Below are 23,509 nucleotides of genomic sequence, written 5' to 3' on the forward strand. Positions count from 1 at the left end.
GGTGGCTGACTCGTGCTTCCCGCCGAGGGCACCCCGATGCGCCGGCGGGGGGCGCCCCGTCCGGCGCCCCAGGCACCGCCCCTCCCAGGTGGCCGACGAGCCCGCGAGGAACGAGCGGGCGTCAGTGGCCGGTGGCCTCCGCCGGGTCCTTGCGGAAGGGCAACGCCGCGATGATGCCGACGACGACCAGGCCGACGGCGAGACCGACGACGGCGGAGATGCCGGTGTTGGCGAGCCAGGCGAGGACGCTGCCGAGGACGCCGTGGATCGCGTGCTCGATGTCGTGCTCGATGCCGTGGACCCACTCATAGGGGGCGTGCCACCAGCCGGCGTCGTCGAGGTTGACCAGCAGAATGTGGCCGCCGACCCAGAGCATGGCGACGGTGCCGACGACCGAGATCACCGACAGCAGCCTCGGCATCGCGTTGACGAGGCCCATGCCGACCCGCTTCGAGAGCGCTGACTGTCGTTGGGCGAGGGTGAGGCCCACGTCGTCCATCTTCACGATGGCGGCGACGACGCCATAGACGGCGATCGTGATGACGAAGGCCACCACGACGAGGATCGCGAGCCGCGACCAGAAGCCCTCGTCCTCCACGCTGGCCAGCGCGATCACCATGATCTCCGCGGAGAGGATGAGGTCGGTGCGGATGGCCCCGGCGATCATCGTCTTCTCGGCCTCGGGGCCGATCGTGGTCGCCGGCGCCGCGTGGTCGTCGTGGTGGGTCAGCAGGTGGACGACCTTGTGCGCGCCCTCATAGGCGAGGAAGGTGCCGCCGATCATCAAGATGATCGGCAGCAGGTCCGGGAGGAACTCGCTGAGCAGCAGGGCAGCGGGCAGGATCAGCAGCAGCTTGTTGCGGATTGAGCCGATGGCGATCTGCTTGACGATCGGGAGCTCGCGCTCGGCGGCGACACCGTGCACGTACTGCGGCGTGACCGCCGTGTCGTCCACGACCACGCCTGCGGCCTTGGCCGTCGCCTTGCCGGCGGCGGCCCCGACGTCGTCGATGGAGGCGGCGGCGAGCTTGGCGATCGCGGCGACGTCGTCGAGGAGGCCGAACAGTCCGGCGCTCATCGGCGGGATCCGCTCTCGGGCGCGGCGCTGGGCGCGATGCTGGGCATGGCGGAAGGCTACCGGCCGCCCCCGGCCCCCGCCGTGCTGACCTCGCCGTCGTCCAGGCTCAGCAGAGCCAGATCGACCGCATCGTCCACGCGCCGCTGCGCCACGTGGAAAGGATCGACCACGGGGTCGAGGAGGCGTCGGACGGGCGCCGAGGCCAGGGCGAGTGCGATCGCGACGCCCAGGAGCGTGGCCGATGCCACGCTGGCCACTGCGTCGGCCGTGCCCGAGGACGGCAGCGCGTCGCCGATGCCGGCGTAGACCAGCGCCTTCACCACGAAGCCGTGGGCGAGGTAGACCACGATCGTCGCCGCCCCGACCCGGGTGAACCAGCCGTCCCACGACGGTACGAGCGCGAGGAACGCCATCGTGCCGACCGCGCCGACGGTGAGCACGAGCAGGCGCAGACTGACCGAGTGGCCGCCGTCCTCGCCGGTCAGCTCATAGGCACGGAAGTACAGGAAGCCCGAGTCGATCCAGCGGTCGGACGTCGCCGCCAGCACAGCGATCCCGGCGAAGGCGACCACTCCGAGCGCCGCGGGGAAGCGACCGCGCAGCCACGCCAGGTGCGCAGGTGTCGTCTTGAGGCCGAGCACGAAGAACGGCAGGAAGCCCAGGATCCGCGCGAGGTCGAGCAGCCGCGAGGTCTCGTGGTCGATCAGACCCGCCACGAGGCTGATCCCGACCGCGACGACGACGCCACCCCGCATCGGACGGAAGAGCGGCGTCAGGAGCCGCCAGGCGATCAGTGCCGGCAGGAACCACAGCGGGAAGTGCGGGTCGGCGAAGACGTACTGCAGGTCCTCCCCACCGACGTGGATCCGGAAGAGGGCGAGCGACGCCTCGAAGACGACGTACGGCGTGGCGAGGGTGGTCACCAGGTCCCACAGTCGACGGCGCTCGTAGCCGAAGCCCCGGGACAGGTGGCCGGCGAGGAACACGAACGCCGGCATGTGCCACAGGTAGAGGAAGTCGTAGACGTCGCCCTGGATCCGGCTCGGCGGGACCAGCTCCCACAGATGACCGACCACCACGAGGACGATCAGGGTCGCCTTGGCGTTGTCGAGCCAGGGGTCGCGGGAGGCGGGCATGCGCCGCGCCGTACCCGACGCTGGCGACGACAGACCGTGACGAGTCTCTCAGCCCGCCCTCGGTGCTCAGTCCTCGACGAGACCCAGGCGCAGGTACTCCGCGGCGTAGGTGCCGTGCAGCAGCAGGGAGGCATAGCGGCCGACCTCGCCGACCGCCTCGGAGGAGACCCGCTCGACGCGGACGTCGTGGGTCGCGGCCGCCTCCTCGAGACGGATCCGCTCGTCGTGGGCGACCGGGTCGTCGACCCCGTCGTCGAGGATCACCAGCACCGGACGCCGGTCGCCCGCGTCGTCGGCGAAGGGGTCGGCGAAGACGTTGCGGATCCGCGCCGCCCGGATCACCGGCAGGAGGTGCTCGGCGTCGCCGGCCAGCGCCGCGCGCCCGGAGGTACGACGGATCGACTCGGCCACCCGCCGCGCCGCGCGCGCGGCGAGCACGGAGCCTCCCCACAGCAGCGGGTTGGCGTCGGCCAGCGAGATGGCGAGCATCTTCGCGGGGTTGATGGAGATGTCGCGGTGGGGGGAGCACGCGATGGCGATCGCGTCGAGCGCGTCCGCCACGGTGTCGGGCTGCGTGCTGGGGCCGAGCTGCACCTGCGCGAGGAACGAGAGCATGGCGACAGCGGTCGCGAGCTGGTCACCGGTGCTGGTCGGCAGGATCGTGGTCCAGCGGCCGGTCGCGTGCTCGGCGACCAGCGAGTCGCGGGGCGTGGCGACGACGAGCTGACAGCCGCGACGTGCGGCCTCCGCCACGGCCGATGCGGTGCCGGCGTCCGACCCCTCGGGGGCGAGCACGACGACCAGGTCGAGGCTGCCGGCCCAACCGGGCAGCGCCGGCGAGGGCCATGCCACGAACGGGACCGGGCAGAAGGGCTCCAGCACGGCGCGCAGGAGGCGCGAGTCGGGGCCTGCCGCGATCACCGCCCGCGGCCGGGACTCCAGGGAGCGGCCCACCGCCTCGGCGATCGCGTCGGCGGCGTCACCGACCTCGCGTCGTACGCGCGCACCTGACTCGGCCAGTGTGCGCAGCCGCAGGTCAGCGGTGCCGAGCGCCGCCTCGTCGTCCAGCCGGGACTCGTCGAACCAGGCCATGGCGGCGGGTCAGGCCGGCTTCCGGGCCTCGTCGACCAGCAGCACCGGGATCCCGTCGCGGACCGGGTAGGCCAGTCCACAACCGCCGCAGACCAGCTCGGTCGCCTCGCCCTGCGGGGTCACGACGAGCTCGCCGTGGCAGGCCGGGCAGACGACGATCGCGAGCAGCTCGGGCGAGATCCCTGCCTGCTCGGCGGCGCTCATCGAGTGCCCCGGATGAGTGCGAGGGCCTCGTCGCGGATCTCGGTCATGGTCGCCTCGTCCTTCCCTTCGACGTTGAGCCGCAACAGCGGCTCGGTGTTGGAGGCGCGCACGTTGAGCGCCCAGTCGGCGTGGGCGATGGTGAGCCCGTCGAGCCGGTCCAGGGTGACGCCGTCGCGGGCGCCGTAGGTCGCCTCGAGGGCGGCCAGCACGGCACCCTGGTCCTCGACCGTGTTGTTGATCTCGCCGCTGAGTGGATAGCGGGCATAGGACTCCAGCAGCTCCGAGAGCGGGGCGTCGGCCTCGGCGAGTGCCGCCATGGCGTGCAGCGCCGCGAGCATGCCCGAGTCGGCGCGCCAGAAGTCGCGGAAGTAGAAGTGCCCGCTGTGCTCGCCGCCGAAGATCGCGTCGGTCTCGGCCATCGTCGCCTTGATGAACGAGTGGCCGACCCGGGTGCGCACGGGGGTGCCGCCGAGCTCGGTGACGATCTCCGGGACGGCACGGGAGGTGATCAGGTTGTGGATCACCGTCGCCCCGGGCTCCTTGGCCAGCTCGCGCGCGGCGATGAGCGCGGTGAGCGTGGACGGCGAGACCAGCTCGCCGCGCTCGTCGACCAGGAAGCAACGGTCGGCGTCGCCGTCGAAGGCGAGACCGATGTCGGCCCGCTCCGCGATGACCCGCTTCTGCAGGTCGACGAGGTTCTCCGCCTCGATCGGATTGGCCTCGTGGTTGGGGAAGGTGCCGTCCAGCTCGAAGTACATCGGGACCAGCTCGACCTGGTCGGCCAGCCGGTCGAACACCGCGGGAGCGGTGTGGCCGGCCATGCCGTTGCCGGCATCGACCACGACCTTGAGCCGGCGGCCCCGCACGGGGGCGAGCGCGAGCAGGTGGGCGGCGTAGGCCTGGAGCACGTCGTGGGAGGTGACCGAGCCGGTCCGGCCCGACGGTGCAGCCGGGGCACCCGTCGCCACGCGGTCGCGGATCTCCGCGAGACCGCTCTCCATGCCGACCGGAGACGCGTGGGAGCGGCACATCTTGATGCCGTTGTAGGCGGCCGGGTTGTGGCTCGCGGTGAACATCGCGCCGGGCAGCTCGAGGTGGCCGGAGGCGAAGTAGAGCTGGTCGGTGGACGCCAGACCGATCATCGTCACGTCGGCACCGGCGCTGGTCGCACCGTCGGCGAACGCCCCGGCGAGCTCCGGCGAGCTGGGCCGCATGTCGTAGCCGACGACGACCGCGTCGACGCCGAGGACCTCGACGTAGGCGACGCCGGTGGCGCGGGCGAGCTCCTCGTCCAGCTGCTCTCCCACCAGACCACGGACGTCGTAGGCCTTGAAGACCTTGCTCAGGTTGTCAGGGGAGGTCGTGGCGCTGGCCATGGCGCGACCCTAGTGCACGCGGACGACCGGGCTGACCCCGGATCGACCTCGCATCGCACTCCAATCACTCGGAGGTGAGCATCCGCAGATGACCCTTGCGGGCCACCTCCCGGCCGCTCTCGCGGACGGGCTCGGCCACCGGCGCCGGGATGGGGCGGGCGGCCTCGCGCACGGCGTCGGCCAGGGCGAGCAGGTCGTCGCCACTGGGCCCGGGTTGGGGGCTGCCGAGCGCCAGGCGCACGACCTCCCAGCCACGGGGCGCGGAGAGCCGCTCGCTGTGCACGTCGCACAGGTCGTAGGCATGCGGCTCCGCGAAGGTCGCGAGCGGGCCGAGGACCGCGGTCGAGTCGGCGTAGACATAGGTCAGCGTCGCCACGGCCCGCCGCGCACAGGCAGTGCGGGAGCAGGTGCGGAGCCCCTGCCGGGCCGGAATCGCGCTCACGACCGCGACGCTACCGCCCGGGCGCCGCGAGGCTGGATAGGCTCGCGGATCGTGGAGACAGAAGGTCCGGAGACGTCGGCCGGCAGCACCGCGGCCGGTCCGCGGCGACGCGACCGGCGCGGGCGCGGGCAGCGTGGGCCCGCCGTGCAACCGCTGACCGCGGACCACCGTCCGCCCCGCCCGTGGTCGCGCCGAGAGCGCTTCGACCGGATCCTGCTCGACGTCGTCAACGACATCGACGTGCGCTGGTCCGACCGGCTCGGGCTGGTGGAGTACGCCGTCGAGGACACCCCGCAGCTGCCCGACGACTGGGACTCGGGGCGGGTCCCCCTCTCCTCCCTCGTGCGAGGGTCGGGCACCACGCCGACCCGGCTCGTGGTCTTCCGCCGCCCCCTCGAGCACCGGGCGGCCGATCGCGCCGACCTCGAGGCGAGCGTGCTGACCATCGTCGTCGAGCAGGTCGCCGAGCTGCTCGGCATCGAGCCGCACGAGGTCGACCCCCGCTATCCCGCCGACCCCGACTGACCCCGACTGACCCGACGGCCCGACTGCCCGACTGCCCTACTGAGGGGCGACGACCGGGATCCGGGCGCTGAGGTTCGCCGGGAGCAGGCGCAGCGTCGCCAGCCCCGGCGCGGACCCGGATCGCGGCAGCGTGACGACGCCGCCGACGGAGGTGTTGCGGGGCTCGACGGTCACCAGGACGCCGGCTGCCGGCAGCGCGAGCCGCGAGGCGCGTCCGGGGCCGACCTCGACCCGCTCGTCGGCGAGCACCGTGCCGTCGGCGCCATGGGAGACCACGTGGACGACGCCCGTGCGCAGCGCGCGGCCCAGAACCAGGGTCTTGTCCCCCGTGGGCAGCACGACCGCCGTCGGGTCCCGGAAGTCCGGGACCGGCGCCAGCAGCACGATGTCACCGGCCGACTGGAGCCGCAGCGAGGACACGATCGGCGCCGACGCCACGAGCTGCACGCCGACGACGCCCTGCGCCTTCTCCTGCGACAGCAGTCGCTGCAGCGACACCGAGCGTGAACCCTGCGGAGCGAGGGTGATCTCGGGCGCGCCGGTCGGCGTGAAGACCGCGTCCTCGGTGACGAGTCGCGTCGTCACCCGGACCTCGTCGTCGCCCGGGTTGGCGAGCGTGAGCAGCGCACCGGTGCGCTGCTGCGGCAGTCCGAGGATGACACCGTCCTCCGACGGCTCCGCGACCGCGGGCAGGTAGTCGGCCGTGACCCGGCCCCGGCCGAGCGAGTCGATCCGGTTGATCGCGGTCGCGCTCACCCGTCCCCGGACGACCGTCAGGTGCGCGGTGAACGTGCCCCCGCGCGGTGCGACCTGCGACAGGTCGACGCGGCGGACGCTGTGCGGCGGCACCTGGAGCCCGCGCAGCGCCGGCTCCTCGACCATGCCGGAGCCTCCGTGGATCGCGAGGTCGACCACGGCCTCCCCGTCGTCGGGGTTGACCAGCTCGACGACCGTCGCATAGCGGGCCGACGCGCCGACGCTCACCAGCCATTCGTCGTACGACGGGGCGCGGCACTCGCCGACCGCGAGGGCGTCGCCGCGACCCGCGACCAGCCCCGGAGCAGCGCCGCCACGCGCCTGGAGCACGGTGGCGCCGGACGAGCCGGCGACGGCGGCCGGTGCGTCGACGACCTCGACGCTCTGTCCCTCCACCAGCTGGCTCGGGCCCGCGGCGTCCCCGGCCCGATCGCCCGGGTCGATCAGCGGAGTCGAGCTCGCGTCGACGTCGCCTCCCGCGACGCCGGGCACGCGGCCCAGGGTCACCGTGCTCCGCGGGCCGGTGCCGGAGGGGCACACGACGGTGGCGGAGGTGAGCGGGGAGACCGTGGGCGCCTGCGGGCCGGCCAGGGTGTTCTGCTCGTCGCCGATGAGCATCACGGCCACGGCCACGACGGCGGGCAGGGCGACGGCGAGCCCGACCAGCAGGTCGATCCGGCGCGTCGGGACCCCGGCGCGTCGGCCCGGGCCCGGGGTCGAGCTGGGGGTCGGGGTGGGCTCAGTCATCACGGTTCCTTCGCAGCGGCGGGAGGGCGAGGACGACCAGGGTCGGGATCGCGGCGAGCTGGACGAGCAGCAGCAGCCAACGCAGCCACGGCGTCGGGTCCGGCAGCGGCTCGGGGGCGGTGCTCACCTGCCAGGCGCGGGTCCCCCGCGGGGCGCTGGCCTGCTCCAGACCACTGGTGGCGTCGAGTCCGGCGGCGATCTCGCCGTCGGAGGGCGGCGCCAGGACGACGTAGAGGATGCCGCGACGGGACAGGTCGGCGACGGCGTCGGAGTCGGGGGCGGTGACCAGTGCGCTGATCACCTCGGTCACCGCCGGGTCCTCGGGGGTGAGGGCGGCGATCTCGTCCTCGCCGACCGTCGGTCCGTCGCCGCGGTGCACCTCGTAGCGCACCCCGTCGTCGACGTTGCCGCGCAGCACGAGCACACCGTTCTCGTCCGGCGCCCGCTCGGCGCGCTGGGCCATGTAGACCGGCACGTCGGACGGAGGCTGGTCGGCCTCGTCGTTGCCGTCCTCGCCACCCCAGCCCGCGAACCAGACGAGGCCCACGGCCGTGGCGGCCAGGCCGGTCAGTGCGACCAGCGCGAGACCGGCCTGGACCGGCACGGGGCGCTGCCCCAGGTGGTGGAGGGACAGCCCTCCGATCACGGCGGCGGTGAGCCAGGCGCCGTGCAGGACCAGCAGCACGGCACCCACACCGGGCTGCTGGGAGGCGACGCCCGGGAGATCGACGCTGGTCATGGCGAGCGGGACGCCGACCACGGCGGTGACGGCGGCCACCACCCAGCACACGACGACAGCGACCCGGCTGGAGGCCGGCACCAACGCGGCCACGGCGAGCACGGGAAGCACCAGGCCCACCCAGCCGGGGGCGCCGAGGTCCGCGAGCCGGCCGGCGAGCAGGTCCCAGCCCGAGGTGGCCGCCGTGGGCCACCGGCCGATGTCGAGCACGGTCGCCGCGAAGCCGCCCTCGAAGAGCGAGGGCAACCACCACGGGACGAGCACGAGCAGCGGTACGGCGAGCGCCGCGACCGGCGGACCCCACACCGAGCGCTCCTTGGCCTCGGTGGGCAGCAGCCGCACGGCCACGGCGAGCAGGACGCCGATGAGCGCCGCGAGGACCAGCCACGAGGTGGGCGCGACGGCCGTCATCAACGCCAGGCCGAGTCCGGTGCGCCAGCCGGCGCGCCAGCGGTGATCGGCGTCGGGGTCGGCGAAGCCGAGAGCGGCGTGGGCCAGCCAGGGCAGCACCGCCGCAGCGACGACGATCCCCCAGCGTCCGCCGCCCCAGGCACCCGACACGAGCGGCACCAGGGCCCACGTCACCGACCCCCAGAAGAGCAGCCACCGCGGGGCGCCGTGGGGCGTCAGGAAGCGGGCGACGACGCTCAGGAACCGCCACGCCCCCCACAGTGCGACCGGCGCGGCGAGCGCCATCAGCAGCGACATGAGGAGCGACGGCCCGACCGGGATGCCGAGCAGGGCGAGCGGGAGGACGTACGCCGGGGCCGGCAGGTCGCTGCCGAAGCCGACCGCGTGACGGGCCTCGGTGACCAGCGCCCACCAGTCGCCGACGCCCTCGGGTGCCGGCGACAGCGCGCCCCCGCTGATCCCGCCGACGACGTCGCGCACGCCGACCAGCAGGGCGAGGACCACGAGGGCGGTGGCGACCGCCGCCGGGTTGGTGAGGAAGCGCACCACCCAGCCCGAGTCGGCGAACTCCTCGTCCTCGTCGCGATGGCGGGCAGCGGGTGGGGCCGTGTCGGCGTCGCGCTCGGCCGCTGCGGCCCGTCGACGCTCGGCCACGTCGGCCGCCTGGTTGGTCGCCGCGGCGACGAGGTCGCCGAGGAAGTCGAGACCGTGACGATAGGGCAGCCACCATGGCGCCAGCAGCCGCCGGACCCTGGAGCGGTCGGGTCCCTCGTCGCCGCGGAGGCCGCGCAGCGTCACGGCGCGACGCCGGCGCGCCTCACGGATCTGGCCGGGGTGCCGCAGCACCGAGACCGCGGCAGCCAGCTCGTCGAGAGCCTCACCGACGGCGCGGACGCACAGCAGCCCGACCATCCGGACCAGCGAGCCCAGCAGCAGCCGGACGGCCTGGAGCGGCAGCGTCACGCCGCGGGAGTTCGCCAGTAGCGTGAAGAGCGCTGCCCGGCGCTCCTGGAAGTGGGTGTGCCGTCCGGTCAGCGGCGTCCGACGGACGCCGCGGTGCGCCGCCTCGGCGTGGAACACGACGGCGGACGGGACCACGATCGTGGTCAGGCCCGCGGCCGCAGCCCGCCAGCCGAGGTCGAGGTCGTTGCCGAAGATCGGCAGCGCCCGGTCGAAACCACCGAGCTGGGCGAGCACCTCGCGTCGCACCAGCATGCCCGCGCTGTTGACCGCGAAGACCTCATGGACCGCGTCGTGCTGCCCCTGGTCGTACTCGCCGCGCTCGAGGCCGGTCTCGCGCCGACCGGTGCCGCTGAGCGTCACCCCGACCTCGAGCAGGCGCCGCAGCGAGGGCCACTCCCGGAGCTTGGGCCCGAGGATCGCGGCCTCCGGATGCGTCCGGGCCGCCGCCAGGAGCTCCGCGAGGGCGCCGGGCGCGGGGGTCGAGTCATCGTGGAGCAGCCACAGCCACTCGGGGGCGCCGGGCCCGTCCAGGGTCACGAGCGCGTCGGCGACCGCATCGGGGAAGCCGGCACTGGCCGGCAGGCGCCGGGACGTGACCGGGAGGTGCCCCTCGAGGCCGTCGACGACCAGCTCGAGGCTGCCGTCGACGCTGCCCGTGTCGACCGCGACGACACGGTCGACCGGAGCGGTCTGGGCACGTAGGCCGTCGAGCACCGTCGGCAGCCATCCGGCACCGTCGTGACTCACCAGGACGACGGCGACCCGCGGTTGCTGCGACACGGCGAAGGAGCCTACGCGCCGGGGTTCGAAGGGGGCGAACCCCGGCGCCTGCTCACTTCGGCGATCGCTGCTGCGGAACTGCTGCTGCGGACCTGCTGCTTCGCAGATACTCAGCTGGTTTCGACGCGCGGTCGCGACCTCGTTCCTCGGTCGCGCGCTTGCTCAACCCGCGGTCGACCTGAGGTGCGCTCGTGCCTCGCGCCCCTCAGACCGCGCGTTTCTTGAGCTTGCGGCGCTCGCGCTCCGACAGTCCACCCCAGATCCCGAAGCGCTCGTCGTTGCCGAGCGCTGCCTCCAGGCACTCCAGCCGGACGTCGCACGTCTGGCAGACCTTCTTGGCCTCTCTCGTCGAACCCCCCTTCTCGGGGAAGAAGGCCTCGGGGTCGGTCTGCGCGCACAACGCGCGCTCCTGCCACCCCAGGTCCTCGGATTCGGCTTCGACCAGGAACAATTCCCTCACGATTCATCCCCTTGCTGACATGTTGCGCCTCGACCCGGTGCCCGAACGACACACGTGGAATTACATACGTGTCATACCCAAGGAGTCAAGGCCGAATCTGCTATACGCAGCCCAACGGGACCTTCGTCTCGACCACAAGGCACAGTTGACCCCCGTGGACACGACACCGACGAGCAGTGCTGCAACACCCCCCGGCCGGCGCGAGCCGCTGAGGCACCTCACCGTCCTCTCCGGCGGCATGGGCGGGGCGAAGTTCCTGCAGGGCCTCCTCCACGGCATCGCCGCCGGCACCCTGCCCGGTGTCGCGCCGGACGCAACGGTGACCGTCATCGCCAACACCGCCGACGACTGGTGGATCCACGGCCTCAAGGTCTGCCCCGACCTCGACACGGTGATGTACACGCTCGGCGACGGGATCGACCCCGAGCGCGGGTGGGGGCGCCGCGCGGAGACCTGGAGCGCCAAGGAGGAGCTGGCCGCCTACGGTGTCGAGCCCACCTGGTTCGGCCTCGGGGACCGCGACATCGCCACCCACCTCGTGCGCACCCAGCTGCTCGACTCCGGCTATCCGCTGTCCCGGGTCACGCAGGCCCTCTGCCAGCGCTGGCTCGCTCCGACGTACGGCGAGCGCCTGACCCTGTTGCCGATGACGGACGACCGCGTCGAGACGCACGTGGCGATCGCCGACCCCGAGGCCCCCAGTGGCAGGCGGGCCGTGCACTTCCAGGAGTACTGGGTGCGCCTGCGCGCCGAGGTGCCGGCCGAGCAGGTCGTGTTCGTCGGACTCGACGCCGCGACACCCGCCCCCGGCGTGCTGGAGACGATCGCCACCACCGACCTCCTCGTCCTCCCCCCGTCGAACCCGGTCGTGTCGGTCGGCACCATCCTCGGCGTGCCGGGTGTGCGCGATGCCGTACGCGCCACCACCGCGCGGGTCGTCGGCCTCTCCCCCATCGTCGGCGCCTCGCACGTGCGCGGCATGGCCGAGCAGATGCTCACCTCGATCGGCGTCGAGGTGAGCGCAGCGGGCGTGGGCCTCAACTACGGCGCGCGCGCCAACGGCGGCGTGCTCGACGGCTGGCTGATCGACGAGCGCGACGCCGACCAGGTGTCCCGGCTGGAGGCCGAGGGGCTGCGCTGCGCCGCCGTACCGCTGATGATGACCGACCACGACGCCACCGCGGCGATGGCCGCTGCGGCCGTCTCCCTGGTCGTGGACGGCGCCGGGCCTGCCTGATGGGCGACCTGCACGTCTGGGCGCCCGAGGGCGTCGGCGAGATCACGGAGGGCGACGACCTGGCCGCCGTGCTGCTCGCCGCCATCGACGACCTGCGCGACGGCGACGTCCTCGTCGTCACCAGCAAGGCGGTCAGCAAGGCCGAGGGCCGGGTCCGGCCGGGCACGCGCGACGACTGGCTCGCCGGCGAGACCACACGTCTCGTGGCGCGCCGCGGCCCCACCCGGATCGTGCGCAACCGCCTCGGGCTGACCATGGCCGCCGCCGGCATCGACAACTCCAACGTCGAGGCGGGCAGCGTGGTCCTGCTTCCCGAGGACCCCGACCGCTCGGCGCGCGAGCTGCGCGAGGCGGTCGCCGGGCGTCGCGACGTCAACGTGGGCGTCGTCGTCACCGACACCGCCGGCCGCGCCTGGCGCGACGGCCAGACCGACATCGCGATCGGGGCCGCCGGGCTCGTGGTCGCCGAGTCGTTCGCCGGCCGCGTCGACGCCCACGGCAACGAGCTCGCGGTCACCGCGCCCGCCGTCGCCGACGAGCTCGCCTCCGCCGCCGAGCTGGCGCAGGGCAAGCTGGGCGGCCGGCCGTGCGCCGTCGTGCGCGGCCGCGCGGACCTCGTCCTCCCGACGGGCGAGCACGGCACCGGGGCGGCCGCCCTCATCCGGCCCGACGGCGCCGACCTCTTCGGCTGGGGCGCCCGGGAAGCCGTCATCCGCGCCGTCGCGGGCGCCGCGGCCGACCGCGGGCCCTTCGGCAGCCCGGTCAGCGCCGAGGAGCTCGCCGACGCCCTCCACGACGCCGGTCTCGCCGCGCGGGTGACCCACGCCGACGGCGTGACCGCGGACGGCAGCCGGGCGGACGCCGTCCGCATCGTCGCCTTCGCCCACGGCTGGGAGGTCGACGGATCGGACACCGACCTGCGCCTGCGCCCAGTCAGTCCGTAGACTCACCGCGATCCGCGCCGACCAGCCGGGTCACCCACCAGCACCAACCCACCAGCACCCCGAGGTACTCGCCACCGTGGCCAAGACCAGCAAGTCCGACAAGTCGGACCGCCAGAAAGTCATCGATGACATCCGGCGCAAGCAGAAGGGCGCCGAGAAGCGCCAGGGTCTCGCCATCGTCGGCGTCTGCGTCGTCGTCGCGCTCGGCATCATCGGCATCGCTGCGTGGGGACCGATCACCACGGCCATCCAGAAGGCCCGGTGGGCCGGCACCGACCTCGAGGACATCGGCGCCGGTGCCGACGTCTGCGGAGAGGTGACCGAGAAGGACGCCACGGGCACCGGCGAGCACGTCCCGTTCGAGCAGCAGGTGACCTACCCGGACTCGCCCCCCGCCTTCGGTCCGCACTGGAACGAGGCCAACATCGCTCCGGCGCCGATCAACGACCGGTTCTACACCAAGGACTCGCGCCCCGAGCTCGAGTCACTGGTCCACAACATCGAGCACGGCTACACGATCCTCTGGTACGACGAGACGATCGCCGACTCCTCCAGTGAGCTGGGCGCCATCAAGGCGATCGCCGCGAGCCTCGACGCCAACGACACCAACCAGCGCCTGAAGTTCAAGGCCGTGCCGTGGACCGAGGAGGACGCCAAGGAGTCCGCCGAGGCCGCCGCCGCCGAGGCCGAGACCCCGGAGGCGGCCCCGGAGGGCGAGGAGCCCACCGAGCCGGTCCCGCCCAAGGAGTTCCCGGAGGGCCAGCACATCGCCTTCACCCACTGGCGCCTCGACAGCGCCACCCAGACGCAGTACGGCGTGTGGCAATACTGCTCCAAGACCAGCGGCGCCGCGCTCAAGCAGTTCATGACGGACTACCCGTTCACCGACTCCCCCGAGCCCTTCATCTACTGAGTCCGGTGGGCGCCCCCTCGCTCGTCCGGGTCAGGTCAGGTCGGCGCGGCCCTGCTCCTTGAGGGCGGCGACGATCGCCTTGACGTCCTGGGCACGCTCGCGGGTGGTGACGAGCAGCGCGTCGGGCGTGTCGACCACGACCACGTCGTCGAGGCCGATGACCGCGACCATGCGCCCCGAGCCCGGGACCACGAGGCCCGTGACACCGGCGGTCTGCACCTGGTCGCTCGCGCCGAGGACCACACACTCCTCCTGGTCGCCGAGCAGCGTGGCCAGGGAGTCGAAGTCGCCGATGTCGTCCCAGCCGAAGCCGCCGGGCACCGTCGCCACCTTGCCGGCGGCCGCGGCGGGCTCGGCGATCGCGTGGTCGATCGCGATCTTCGGCAGCTTCTGCCACAGCTCGGGCAGACGCTCCGGCGCGGCCGCGATCGCCCGCAGGGTCGCCGCGAAGCCGGGGTCCTGCTCGGCCAGCAGGTCCAGCAGCACCGTCGGACAGACCACGAACATGCCGGCGTTCCAGCGGTAGTTGCCGCTGGCGACGTACTCCTCCGCGACCGGGACCGACGGCTTCTCGACGAACTCGACGACCGCACGGGCATCGGGGTGACCGTCGAGCACGGCGCCCTGGTGGATGTAGCCGAACGCCGAGGACGGGAACGTCGGCTCGATGCCGATCGTCACCAGCCAGCCGTCGCGGGCCGCGGCGACCGCGGCGGCCACGGCGGAGCGGAAGCGCTCGGGATCCGCGATCACGTGGTCGGCCGCAAACGAGCCCATCACCTCGGCGCCGCGCCGCTCCAGCACGGCGGCGGCCAGCCCGATCGCCGCCATCGAGTCGCGGGCCGATGGCTCCGCCAGGACCACGTCGTCCGCCAGCGCTGCCAGCTGGCCGCGCACCGCCTCGAGGTGCGCAGCACCGGTCACGACCATGAAGCGGTCACCCACGATCGGCGCCAGGCGGTCGTGGGTCTCCTCCAGCAGCGTGCGCCCCGAGCCCGTCAGGTCGTGCAGGAACTTCGGCGAGCCCGACCGCGACAGCGGCCACAGGCGGGTGCCCGCCCCACCGGCCGGCACCACCGCCCAGAAGCCCGGGATGTCGGTCACTGCGGGGGTTGCGCCGTCCGGCTGGTCACTGGCCATGCGCGGCACCCTATCCTCGCTGGCGTGACGACTGTTGCCGGCTCCAGCTCCGCATCGACCTTCCCCGACGTCCTCGCCGCGCGACTGCGCGCCGAGCCCGGCCGGCCGCTGGTGACCTACTACGACCACGCCACCGGCGAGCGGGTCGAGCTGTCCACCACCACGTGGGCCAACTGGGTCGCCAAGGCCAGCTCGCTGCTCGTCGACGAGCTCGGTCTCGAGCGCGGCCAGGAGATCCGGATCGACCTGCCGCCCCACTGGCTGGGCACCGTGTTCCTCGGCGCCGCGTGGAATGCCGGCCTCGCCGTGTCAACCTCCGAGGACCCCCACGACCTCGACGCCGTGGTGTGCGGGCCGGACACCCTGGACCGCTGGGCGCCGCACGCGGCCGGCCCGCACGTCCTCGCCTGCTCGCTGCTCCCCCTCGGCGTCCGCTTCGCCGAGCCGGTCCCCGCGGGCGTCCACGACGTCGGCGTCGAGATCTGGTCGCAGCCCGACGCCTTCACGCCGTGGGACCCGCCGACGGCGGACGACACTGCGATCACGGTGGGCGGGCGCCCTGTCACCCAGGGCGAGCTCTGGGCGGAGGCGGCCGCAGGCCGGATCGTCGGCAGCGGCCGCCTCCTCACCGTCGCGAACCCCGTGCAGGAGCCCGTGACGCTGAGCGAGCCGCTCGCCCTCGGCGGCTCACTCGTCCTGGTCGCCCAGACCGGACAGGACACGCTCGAGGCGACCTACGTCGCCGAGCACGCCACCGCCCGCTTCCCCGCCTGAGCGACCAGGACCAGCTCTCCTCTTCCCCGTCACGCCCCCAGGTCGACCTGTGGGAACCGTCCCAACGAGAAGCGCGTCTTCTGCCAGCCGCCGCCGGCGCCCGAGAGGATGAAGACCTCCTTGGTCGACGACGTGCGTGCGAAGTAGTCGGAATACCGGTTGTTGTTGATCCGGCCCGCCCCGATCAGCCAGTCGTAGCCCGCCGCCGAGACCTCGAGGGTCTTGCCCGACGTCCAACCTCCCGGACCGTTGCCGAGGTAACGAACGATCGTCCGCCCGTTGCGCACCAGCGCATCAGGAGCGCCGTTGGTGTCCACGAGACCCGCCGGGACGACCGCGCTGCCCGACACGGCGCCGTACGCCGGATAGCCGGGCGCCACGTTGTGCGTCGACGTGCCCAGCCCGGCGCCGCCCTTGCCCGGGAAGATGTACATGCGGCCCGAGCGCTGGCCCATCAGGTCGGGGAAGCCGTCACCGGTCACGTCGCCCGGAGCCGACAGCAGCGCGACCGTCGAGAACCTGTTGCTCAGCAGCACGGGGGCCGCGAACCTACCCCGCCCCTGGCCACGCAACAGGAGCAGCGCCTTGTCCGACCGGCGCACCGCGAGGACGTCGTTGTTGCCGTCGCGGTCCCAGTCGCCGGCCCGCAGGATCCGCGAGGCCCACGAGATGTCGATGCCGGTGTTCTTCTTCGCCGTCACCGCCCACGTGCCGTCCGCGCGCTGGTTGACCGCGAACACGAAGAGCGTGCCGTCACTCGTGCGCCGGGTCAGCAGGTCCGGCGTACCCGTGCTGACGTACTGGCCGGCCACCTCCCGACCCGACCACCCGCGTTGCGCCGCACTCGCGAGCTCACGGATCTGTGGCAGCTTCGCGTAGAGGTAGCGCCCCGGGCAGGCCGTCGAGCCCGCGTCACGGTGGCCGTTGATCGCCTGGAACACCTTGGAGCCGATCCGCTGGCGCGTCGAGCCCGCGTCGACACCGTGCAACGACAGCTTCCAGGCGAACAGCGCGCCATAGGCCGACACCATCCTGGCGCTCGGCCGCGCCGTGTCGAAGTTGCCGATCGCCGACATCGCGAACGCGTAGTTGTTGTAGCCCAGCGTGTGGGCACCCACCACCGCGCGGTCCACACCGCCGGCCCGACCCTCCCAGATCCGGCCGAAACGGTCGACGAGGAAGTTGTAGCCGATGTCGCTCCAGCCGCGGGTGTTGACGTGGTAGGCATAGATCGCCCGGAGGATCCCCGGCACCTCGCTGGCCGTGTAGTCGTTGGCGTTCACCGTGTGGTGGACGAAGCCGCCGTGCACCTCGTAGTAGGTCAGCGACCCCTTGTCGCGCAGCCGCTCGTTGGCGCCCCACTGGGCCCGCGAGTAGATCTTCGGCTTCGGCGTGAAAACCCCCGCCTGGAGCTCGAGGGAGTCATCGCCACTGTCCGTGCCCTCGGTCCCGCCGTCCGTCCCGCCATCGGTCGTGTCGTCGCCCGACGGCGCCGTGCCGTCGGTCGCGCCCAGCTTCGCCGTGTCGATGGCCGGCGCCTGCACCGTCGTCGTCGCGCTCGTGCCCGGGTCGATCACGGCCAGCTTCATGTCGGCCGGCGCGGCGTCCTCCGTCGCGACCTTCACCTGCACCGCGTCGACGTCACCCACGAGCAGCGCATCCGTCCCCGGGCGAGCGTTCTTCCCCTCGGCGCTGGCCGGGTCGGGCCCGTGCTCGTCGTGGTACTCGGCGTCCTCCCAGCCCGACCATGCACCGTCCGTGCGGGTGCGCACCTGGACGCCGATCGCGTCGTGCCCGACGACCTCGTCGTGCGCCCAGGTCACCCCCACCGCGCCGTAGCCGTCGACCGGGACGACGTCGCTGAGGACCTGCTCCTCGCCGCCGGCTGCCACCTTCGCGGTGGCGCGCGTGCTCGCCCGGGCCTGCCCCTTCCCGGCAGGCGCGGTCAGCGCGTATTCGTCCACGTCGGCGGCCACCGGCCCGGTCGGAACCTTCGACGGGAAGTCCGCGGCCCGCAACGCGACGTCAGTGGGCTGCACCTGCACCGGCTGCGCCGGCTGGACGTCCATGGTGACCGTGCGCGCGGCCGGCGTCAGCACGGCGACCACGACCGCGAGCGCCAGCAGGTGCTGGCACACGGTCACGAACCGCAGGCGCCCCGGCCGATCGTGGTGGCCGGGGCCGCTCACGGCGGCCGTGTCCGGGTGCTCCGGAAGGTACGACGACATGGTGCTGCTCCAGACGTGTGTGCGGGGAAGTTGTCACACGAGTAGCAACTTTCACATGCGTCACACCCGTCAGGGAAGGGCTCGTGAGTAACTACAAACGTGTAGTTTCCACTCGACACGCCGCGCGTTCCCGAATTTCCGAATCGGCGTTGGTCGCGGCCGCCTGAGGGGTCCGGGGTGGGTGGGTCGGCGCCTGCGGCGCCTCCCGGGCTTCCCTTGGTGTCGGCGCCTCCGGCGCCTCCCGTGCCGGCTCTGGGGTCGGCGGCGCCTGCGGCGCCTCCAGGGCTCCCCTCCGTGCGCTTAGGAGCGGGGACCCCGCCCTCGACGCACCCTGCTTCGCGACCTGATTCTGGCTGCCACGTCGAGGGCACCCCGAAGCGCGCACGGAGGGGATCCTTCCGGCGACGCAGGCGCCGACGGTTGGGTTTCGCCCCTCCGGCGCCGCAGGCGCCGGCGAGTGGGTTGCCCGTCCGGCGCCACAGCACTCTCGCCCTGCAGAGTCGGCTTGCCGCCAGACCAGGGTTGGACCTACGGAAGACAACCGCGGCGCGGCAGCGCGGCGCCGCCGACGCCGCACGGGGAGGCCGGCGTCGGGTGAGCGCAGAGAGCGAGGAACGAGCGACCGGAGCGAGGCCGGTGCTGACCTCCCCGCAGGCGTCGATCAGCGGCGACGCGCTCGCGCCATCAAATGTCGTTGCCGATCTCGTCGTCGGTCTCGAGCTCGTCCTCGTCGTCGGTGCGGTCGTACTGGAGGTAGTGGATGGCGTCGGCGACGTCGCCGTCGAAACCGAGGCGGCCCTTCTCGAGCACGATGCCGCGGGTGCACATCTTGGCCACGGCGCCGGGTGAGTGGCTGACGAAGACGAGGGTGCGACCGCTGTCGCGGATCTCGCGCATCTTGCGCATGCACTTGACCTTGAAGGGCTTGTCACCGACGGCGAGGACCTCGTCGGCGAGGAAGATGTCGGAGTCGACGTGGACGGCGACGGCGAAGCCGAGGCGGGCCTTCTGGCCGGACGAGTAGTGGCCGACGGGGGCGTCGAGGGTGCGGCCGAGATCGGCGAACTCGACGATGTCGTCGTACTTGCGCTTCAGCTCGCGCTCGGACATCCCGAGGATGGCGGCGTTGAGGACGAGATTCTCGGTGCCGCTGAGCTGGGGGTGGAAGCCGGCGCCGGTGGCGATGAGTCCGGCGATCCGGCCGCGGGTGAGGGCGGTGCCGGAGTCGGGGCGCATGACGCCGTTGATGACCTTGAGCAGGGTGCTCTTGCCGGAGCCGTTGAGCCCCATCAGGCCGATCGACTCGCCCTCCTCGACGGTGAAGGAGACGTCGTCGATGGCATTGAACTTCTCGCTGGTCTTCTGGCCCTTGGCCTTGGCGACGGTGATCTCGCGGAAGGTGCGGTGGTAGCGGAGCGTGAACTCCTTGACCACGTTCTGCAGGACGATTGCTTCGGCCATGTCAGAGACGCTCCGGGATCTTGTTCTCCAGGCGGGTGAAGACCCACTGGGAGATGCCGAGGATGACGAGGCATCCGAGCAGGGCGAGGACGCCGTTGGTCACCAGGTGGTCGGGCATCAGCACCTGGCCGTCGGCGGCGACCTCCGCCTGCTTCTCGTCGCTGATCGTGCCGATCCAGAAGGCCCGCTGGACGAGGAGCACGGCGTCGGCGAGGGGGTTGAGGAGGTAGTAGGGGGCGAAGTCGCCGAAGCGCTCCTCGACGATCGCGTAGGGGTAGATCATCGGGACGCCGAAGCGGACGAAGTTCGTCATGACGTTGACGATGTTGCCGAAGTCGCGGAAGAAGACGTTGGCGGCGCTGAAGAGCAGCGCTCCCGAGAGCCCGATCGCGGCGATGATCAGCACGCCGAGGACGAGGCAGGCGAGGCCGACGGGATCGGGGCTCCAGCCGGCGAACAGGCAGGCGACGAGCAGGATGATCAGCTGCGGCCCGACGTGATAGAGCGAGACCAGCATCGTGGCGACGGGGAACATCTCGCGCGGCATCGACATCTTCGCCACGAGGGCCTTGTTGCGCACGATCGACCGGGTGCCGGCCGCGAAGGTCTCGTTGAAGAAGTGGACGACGATGAGGGCCGCGAAGATGTGGATCGCGAAGTTCGGGATCTCCTGGTGCAGCTGCAGCAGGAAGCCCATGACGAACCAGTAGATGAAGAACTGGCTGAGCGGGTTGATGTAGGACCAGATCAGGCCGAGGAACGAGCCTTGGTAGCGGGCGCTGATCTCGCGCTCCACCAGGAGCCTGAGCAGGTAGCGCTGCTGGAAGACCGCGAGCAGGCCGTTGCCCGCCGACGGCGGCGACAGCGGCGGCCGGTCCGCGGCGGGCGCCGCGGTGGCCTCACTCATCCGCGGTCCCGTCCAGCCAGGGCGCGAAGGTCCTCTCCCAGGTCTCGGGCGAGGTGATGTCGCCCAGCGCGGCGCGGTAGTCGGCCGCCAGGGAGTCCCAGTCCTTGCGGAAGCGCAGGTGCAGGTCGGCGGTGCGCTTCATCAGGTCGCGGAAGCGGTCGCGGTCGCGGACGTAGAGCGCGGCCGACGTGCCGTCGTTCATCGACACGACGGCGGAGTCGAACGAGGCCAGGCGATACCACTTGGCGTCCATGGCGCGGATCTCGACCTCGGGGTGGCTGGCCGACAGCTCGCGGGGCTTCTTCATCTGCCGCAGCGGCGCCAGTCCGGCGGTGATCAGCTGGGACCTGCGGCTCGGGACGTCGCTGAGGTCCTTGCCCTTGCGGGCCGGCTTCTCCCGCCGGATCGACGGGAACGCGTCCGGGTCGGCCTGCAGCTGGGCGTCGGTGAACTGCTTGCGGAAGGCGTTGACCTCCGGCAGGCGGGTCGCGAGCATGTCGTGGAGGCCGTGCGGGCCGGCGAGGACGTCCTCCATCGCCATGAGCCGCAGCTCGGCGGTCGAGTACTGCATCGAGACCAGGTGCGCGACCTGGTGGTTGAGGCTCTCCCGGATCAGGCGGCCGCCCTTGGGATAGGTCGAGTGCAGCAGCGCCGCGACCAGGCGGTTGCGCAGGTGGAAGTAGGCCTGCCAGTCGACGGCGTCGTTCTTGTCCGTCCACGGCACGTGCCACACGGCGGCGCCGGGGAAGGTCACCGTCGGGTAGCCGGCTGCCTTGGCGCGCAGGCCGTACTCGGAGTCGTCCCACTTGATGAAGAGCGGCAGTGAGAGGCCGATCTCCTCGATGACCTGGCGCGGGACCAGGCACATGAACCAGCCGTTGAAGTCGACGTCGAGACGCTTGTGGAGCCAGCGGGCCGAGCGCAGGTTGCGCGAGCCGAAGTCCCAGTCGTTGAACGTGTCGAGCGGCGACATCCACCAGAAGCGCCACGGCTGGATGATCTCGCCGAAGCTGTGCAGCCGGCTCTTGGCATAGAGGCTGAACATGTGGCCGCCGACGATCGTGGGGCGGCGGGCCAGGTCACCGAAGGTGACCGAGCGGATGATGCCCTCGGGCTCGCAGACGACGTCGTCGTCCATCATCATCGTGTAGGTCGCGGTGCCCTTGCGGACCGACTCGAGCTGGCCGCGGGCGTAGCCGCCGGAGCCACCGAGGTTGCCCTGCTCGAGGACGCGGAGCTTGTCGCCCAGCGCGGCGCGGGCCGCCGGGAAGCGCTCGCTGTCGGTGACCTTCTGGGTGCCCTGCTCCATGACGAACACGGTGTCGAGGTAGGGCGCCAGCTCGGCCACGCCCAGCTGGGCGAGCAGCTCGGCACAGAAGTCGGGACGGTTCATCGTGGTGATCGCGAGGTCGACGGTGCCGGGCTCGGCGCGGTCGGCCGGCACCTCGGCGCTCCACTCGGCGCCCTCGACGACCACGTCGCCGTGGCCGGCGACGACGTCGTACCAGTACCAGCCGCCGTCCACGAACGGCCCGAGGCTCAGGTCGAAGGTCAGCGTGGTCGGCCCGTCGCCGTTGGTGGTCTGGCTCTCGACCTTCTGCTGCCGGCCGTTGGCCATCGACTTGTTGACGATGACGGTGGCGCCGGCCCCGTGGACGGTGACGGCGAGGCGGACCTCGGAGACGACGGTCCAGCGGCGCCAGTAGCTCGCGGGGAAGGCGTTGAAGTAGGTGCCGAACGACAGGTTCTCGCCCGACGGGACGCGCACCGAGGTGCGGGTCAGGATCTGGTCGGGGCGCACCACCCGGCCGGTGGCGACCTTCTGGCGGATGGAGGCGTTGTTGAGCTCCTTGGCCGCGCGCGAGCCGCCGACGACGTACTTGTCCTCGTCGAGGTTGGCCTCCTCGGGGTCGAGGTAGAGCGGCAGCACGTCGACGTCGCCGTCGGTCGGCATGATCTGCCGCTGCAGCAGGCGGCGCACCGTGTCACTCACCGTCGACGCCCCCGCTCTTGAGCTCGGCGCCGTCCGCGAAGTGCGGGCGGAGCTTGTTGTCGTACATCGACAGCGCGGCGGCGATGGCCATGTGCATGTCGAGGTACTTGTAGGTGCCGAGGCGGCCGCCGAAGAGGACCATCGGCTCCTTCGCGGCGAGGTCGCGGTACTTCAGCAGCTTGGCGCGGTCCTCGGCGGTGTTGATCGGGTAGTAGGGCTCGTCGCCCTCCTCCGCGAAGCGGCTGAACTCGCGGACCACGACCGTCCGGCCCGGCGTGTACGACGCCGCCCGCTCCGGGTGCAGGTGCTTGAACTCCAGCTCCCGGGTGAACGGGACGTCCGCGTCGTTGGCGTTGACGACACCGGTGCCCTGGTAGTCGTCGACGTCGAGGATCTCGGTCCTCAGGTCGACGGTGCGCCAGGACAGGCGCCCCTCGGAGTTGTCGAAGTACTCGTCGACCGGGCCGGTGTAGACGATCGGGACCTTGCCCTTGAACTCGTCGGCGACGCCATCAGCAGAGAGGAAGTCGGTGTTGAGACGCACCTCGATGTTGGGGTGGTCCGCCATCCGCTCGAGCCACGCGGTGTAGCCGTCGACCGGCAGACCCTCGTACTTGTCGTTGAAGTAGCGGTTGTCGAAGTTGTAGCGGACCGGGAGCCGGGTGATGATGTCGGCGCTCAGCTCGGTGGGATCGGTCTGCCACTGCTTGGCGGTGTAGCCCTTGATGAACGCCTCGTAGAGCGGGCGCCCGATCAGGCTGATCGCCTTCTCCTCGAGGTTCGTGGCGTCCTTGGTGTCGATCTCGCTGGACTGCTCGGCGATGAGCGCGCGGGCCTCGTCGGGCGTGTGGCTCTTGCCGAAGAAGCTGTTGATGAGGGCGAGGTTCATCGGCAGGGAGTAGACCTGCCCCTGGTACTTGCCGAACACGCGGTGCTGGTAGTTCGTGAAGTCGGTGAACCGGTTGACGTACTCCCACACCCGCTCGTTGCTCGTGTGGAACAGGTGGGTGCCGTACTTGTGCACCTCGATGCCGGTCTCGGGCTCGAACTCGCTGTAGGCGTTGCCGCCGAGGTGGTGGCGGCGCTCGAGGACGAGGACCTTGAGGCCGAGGTCGGCCGCGCAGCGCTCGGCGACGGTCAGGCCGAAGAAGCCGGAGCCGACGACGACCAGGTCGGGGAGCTCAGTGGAGACAGACACGGTCG

The 23,509-nt window shown here is 72.1% G+C and carries 20 protein-coding genes; 5 read left to right on the forward strand and 15 right to left on the reverse strand.

Features of this window, described 5'->3' with window-relative positions:
• Positions 1-121 precede the first annotated feature (121 nt).
• From E9934_RS05185 to E9934_RS05210, 6 genes are all read right to left on the reverse strand, one after another.
• The gene (locus E9934_RS05185) at positions 122-1,078 is read right to left on the reverse strand and encodes a DUF808 domain-containing protein (protein ID WP_136561791.1); all 957 of its coding nucleotides are present in this window, start codon (positions 1,076-1,078) and stop codon (positions 122-124) included.
• A 56-nt stretch (positions 1,079-1,134) separates the two neighbouring features.
• The gene (locus E9934_RS05190; RefSeq protein ID WP_136561792.1) at positions 1,135-2,214 is read right to left on the reverse strand and encodes an acyltransferase family protein; all 1,080 of its coding nucleotides are present in this window, start codon (positions 2,212-2,214) and stop codon (positions 1,135-1,137) included.
• 66 nt (positions 2,215-2,280) lie between these two features.
• A complete protein-coding gene (locus E9934_RS05195; protein WP_136561793.1) occupies positions 2,281-3,306 on the reverse strand; it encodes an SIS domain-containing protein in 1,026 nt (341 codons plus the stop codon).
• Positions 3,307-3,315: 9 nt separating this feature from the next.
• Complete coding sequence (locus tag E9934_RS05200; protein WP_136561794.1) at positions 3,316-3,510, reverse strand: Trm112 family protein; 195 nt, start codon at positions 3,508-3,510, stop codon at positions 3,316-3,318.
• The gene (locus E9934_RS05205; RefSeq protein WP_136561795.1) at positions 3,507-4,886 is read right to left on the reverse strand and encodes a phosphomannomutase/phosphoglucomutase; all 1,380 of its coding nucleotides are present in this window, start codon (positions 4,884-4,886) and stop codon (positions 3,507-3,509) included. Before E9934_RS05205 ends, E9934_RS05200 begins: the two co-directional genes overlap by 4 nt.
• A gap of 64 nt (positions 4,887-4,950) precedes the next feature.
• The gene (locus E9934_RS05210; RefSeq protein WP_338036685.1) at positions 4,951-5,319 is read right to left on the reverse strand and encodes a DUF3499 domain-containing protein; all 369 of its coding nucleotides are present in this window, start codon (positions 5,317-5,319) and stop codon (positions 4,951-4,953) included.
• Positions 5,320-5,379: 60 nt separating this feature from the next.
• On the opposite strand from E9934_RS05210, the gene E9934_RS05215 reads away from it, so the two are divergent.
• Positions 5,380-5,853 (forward strand): metallopeptidase family protein, encoded by a 474-nt coding sequence (locus tag E9934_RS05215; RefSeq protein WP_136561797.1) that lies wholly within the window; start codon positions 5,380-5,382, stop codon positions 5,851-5,853.
• Positions 5,854-5,889: 36 nt separating this feature from the next.
• Here the strand turns inward: E9934_RS05215 and E9934_RS05220 are convergent, their stop codons facing one another.
• From E9934_RS05220 to E9934_RS05230, 3 genes are all read right to left on the reverse strand, one after another.
• Positions 5,890-7,356: a DUF5719 family protein gene (locus tag E9934_RS05220; protein WP_136561798.1), complete on the reverse strand. Its 1,467-nt coding sequence runs from the start codon at positions 7,354-7,356 to the stop codon at positions 5,890-5,892.
• On the reverse strand, positions 7,349-10,249 hold the full coding sequence (locus E9934_RS05225; RefSeq protein ID WP_136561799.1) for a glycosyltransferase family 2 protein: 2,901 nt from the start codon (positions 10,247-10,249) through the stop codon (positions 7,349-7,351). The genes E9934_RS05220 and E9934_RS05225 overlap by 8 nt, the downstream gene beginning before the upstream one ends.
• Before the next feature lie 205 nt (positions 10,250-10,454).
• Positions 10,455-10,709, reverse strand: a complete 255-nt coding sequence (locus E9934_RS05230) for a WhiB family transcriptional regulator (protein ID WP_136561800.1) — start codon at positions 10,707-10,709, stop codon at positions 10,455-10,457.
• A gap of 154 nt (positions 10,710-10,863) precedes the next feature.
• On the opposite strand from E9934_RS05230, the gene cofD reads away from it, so the two are divergent.
• From cofD to E9934_RS05245, 3 genes are all read left to right on the forward strand, one after another.
• The gene (cofD, locus tag E9934_RS05235) at positions 10,864-11,946 is read left to right on the forward strand and encodes a 2-phospho-L-lactate transferase (RefSeq protein WP_238694778.1); all 1,083 of its coding nucleotides are present in this window, start codon (positions 10,864-10,866) and stop codon (positions 11,944-11,946) included.
• The gene (gene cofE / locus E9934_RS05240; protein ID WP_136561801.1) at positions 11,946-12,890 is read left to right on the forward strand and encodes a coenzyme F420-0:L-glutamate ligase; all 945 of its coding nucleotides are present in this window, start codon (positions 11,946-11,948) and stop codon (positions 12,888-12,890) included. The genes cofD and cofE overlap by 1 nt, the downstream gene beginning before the upstream one ends.
• A gap of 76 nt (positions 12,891-12,966) precedes the next feature.
• Positions 12,967-13,803, forward strand: a complete 837-nt coding sequence (locus E9934_RS05245; RefSeq protein WP_136561802.1) for a DUF3105 domain-containing protein — start codon at positions 12,967-12,969, stop codon at positions 13,801-13,803.
• A gap of 30 nt (positions 13,804-13,833) precedes the next feature.
• Here the strand turns inward: E9934_RS05245 and E9934_RS05250 are convergent, their stop codons facing one another.
• Positions 13,834-14,943: a mannose-1-phosphate guanylyltransferase gene (locus tag E9934_RS05250; protein ID WP_136561803.1), complete on the reverse strand. Its 1,110-nt coding sequence runs from the start codon at positions 14,941-14,943 to the stop codon at positions 13,834-13,836.
• Between the two features lie 24 nt (positions 14,944-14,967).
• Here E9934_RS05250 and E9934_RS05255 point away from each other — a divergent pair, with 24 nt between their 5' ends.
• Positions 14,968-15,717: a TIGR03089 family protein gene (locus E9934_RS05255; protein WP_136561804.1), complete on the forward strand. Its 750-nt coding sequence runs from the start codon at positions 14,968-14,970 to the stop codon at positions 15,715-15,717.
• Between the two features lie 29 nt (positions 15,718-15,746).
• Here E9934_RS05255 and E9934_RS05260 read toward each other — a convergent pair whose 3' ends face one another.
• The 5 genes from E9934_RS05260 to glf form a co-directional block, all read right to left on the reverse strand.
• Entirely contained in the window at positions 15,747-17,945 is a 2,199-nt protein-coding gene (locus E9934_RS05260) for an N-acetylmuramoyl-L-alanine amidase (RefSeq protein WP_136561805.1), read from the reverse strand.
• Between the two features lie 684 nt (positions 17,946-18,629).
• A complete protein-coding gene (locus E9934_RS05265) occupies positions 18,630-19,406 on the reverse strand; it encodes an ABC transporter ATP-binding protein (protein ID WP_136561806.1) in 777 nt (258 codons plus the stop codon).
• Between the two features lies 1 nt (position 19,407).
• The gene (locus E9934_RS05270; RefSeq protein WP_136561807.1) at positions 19,408-20,313 is read right to left on the reverse strand and encodes an ABC transporter permease; all 906 of its coding nucleotides are present in this window, start codon (positions 20,311-20,313) and stop codon (positions 19,408-19,410) included.
• On the reverse strand, positions 20,306-22,306 hold the full coding sequence (locus E9934_RS05275; protein WP_238694779.1) for a glycosyltransferase: 2,001 nt from the start codon (positions 22,304-22,306) through the stop codon (positions 20,306-20,308). The genes E9934_RS05270 and E9934_RS05275 overlap by 8 nt, the downstream gene beginning before the upstream one ends.
• Positions 22,299-23,504 carry a UDP-galactopyranose mutase gene (gene glf / locus E9934_RS05280; protein WP_136561808.1) on the reverse strand — a complete coding sequence of 402 codons (1,206 nt, stop codon included), beginning with the start codon at positions 23,502-23,504 and terminating at the stop codon, positions 22,299-22,301. Before glf ends, E9934_RS05275 begins: the two co-directional genes overlap by 8 nt.
• Positions 23,505-23,509: the final 5 nt, after the last annotated feature.

Source organism: Nocardioides caeni, assembly GCF_004912195.1.
Taxonomy (GTDB): Bacteria; Actinomycetota; Actinomycetes; order Propionibacteriales; family Nocardioidaceae; genus Nocardioides; species Nocardioides caeni.

Bases quoted from the DNA above. Each gene is read 5' to 3' on its own strand.
- E9934_RS05185 (WP_136561791.1), bottom strand. From the start codon at position 1,078: ATGAGCGCCGGACTGTTCGGCCTCCTCGACGACGTCGCCGCGATCGCC.
- E9934_RS05190 (WP_136561792.1), bottom strand. From the start codon at position 2,214: ATGCCCGCCTCCCGCGACCCCTGGCTCGACAACGCCAAGGCGACCCTG.
- E9934_RS05195 (WP_136561793.1), bottom strand. From the start codon at position 3,306: ATGGCCTGGTTCGACGAGTCCCGGCTGGACGACGAGGCGGCGCTCGGC.
- E9934_RS05200 (WP_136561794.1), bottom strand. From the start codon at position 3,510: ATGAGCGCCGCCGAGCAGGCAGGGATCTCGCCCGAGCTGCTCGCGATC.
- E9934_RS05205 (WP_136561795.1), bottom strand. From the start codon at position 4,886: ATGGCCAGCGCCACGACCTCCCCTGACAACCTGAGCAAGGTCTTCAAG.
- E9934_RS05220 (WP_136561798.1), bottom strand. From the start codon at position 7,356: ATGACTGAGCCCACCCCGACCCCCAGCTCGACCCCGGGCCCGGGCCGA.
- cofE (WP_136561801.1), top strand. From the start codon at position 11,946: ATGGGCGACCTGCACGTCTGGGCGCCCGAGGGCGTCGGCGAGATCACG.
- E9934_RS05250 (WP_136561803.1), bottom strand. From the start codon at position 14,943: ATGGCCAGTGACCAGCCGGACGGCGCAACCCCCGCAGTGACCGACATC.
- E9934_RS05260 (WP_136561805.1), bottom strand. From the start codon at position 17,945: ATGTCGTCGTACCTTCCGGAGCACCCGGACACGGCCGCCGTGAGCGGC.
- E9934_RS05265 (WP_136561806.1), bottom strand. From the start codon at position 19,406: ATGGCCGAAGCAATCGTCCTGCAGAACGTGGTCAAGGAGTTCACGCTC.
- E9934_RS05270 (WP_136561807.1), bottom strand. From the start codon at position 20,313: ATGAGTGAGGCCACCGCGGCGCCCGCCGCGGACCGGCCGCCGCTGTCG.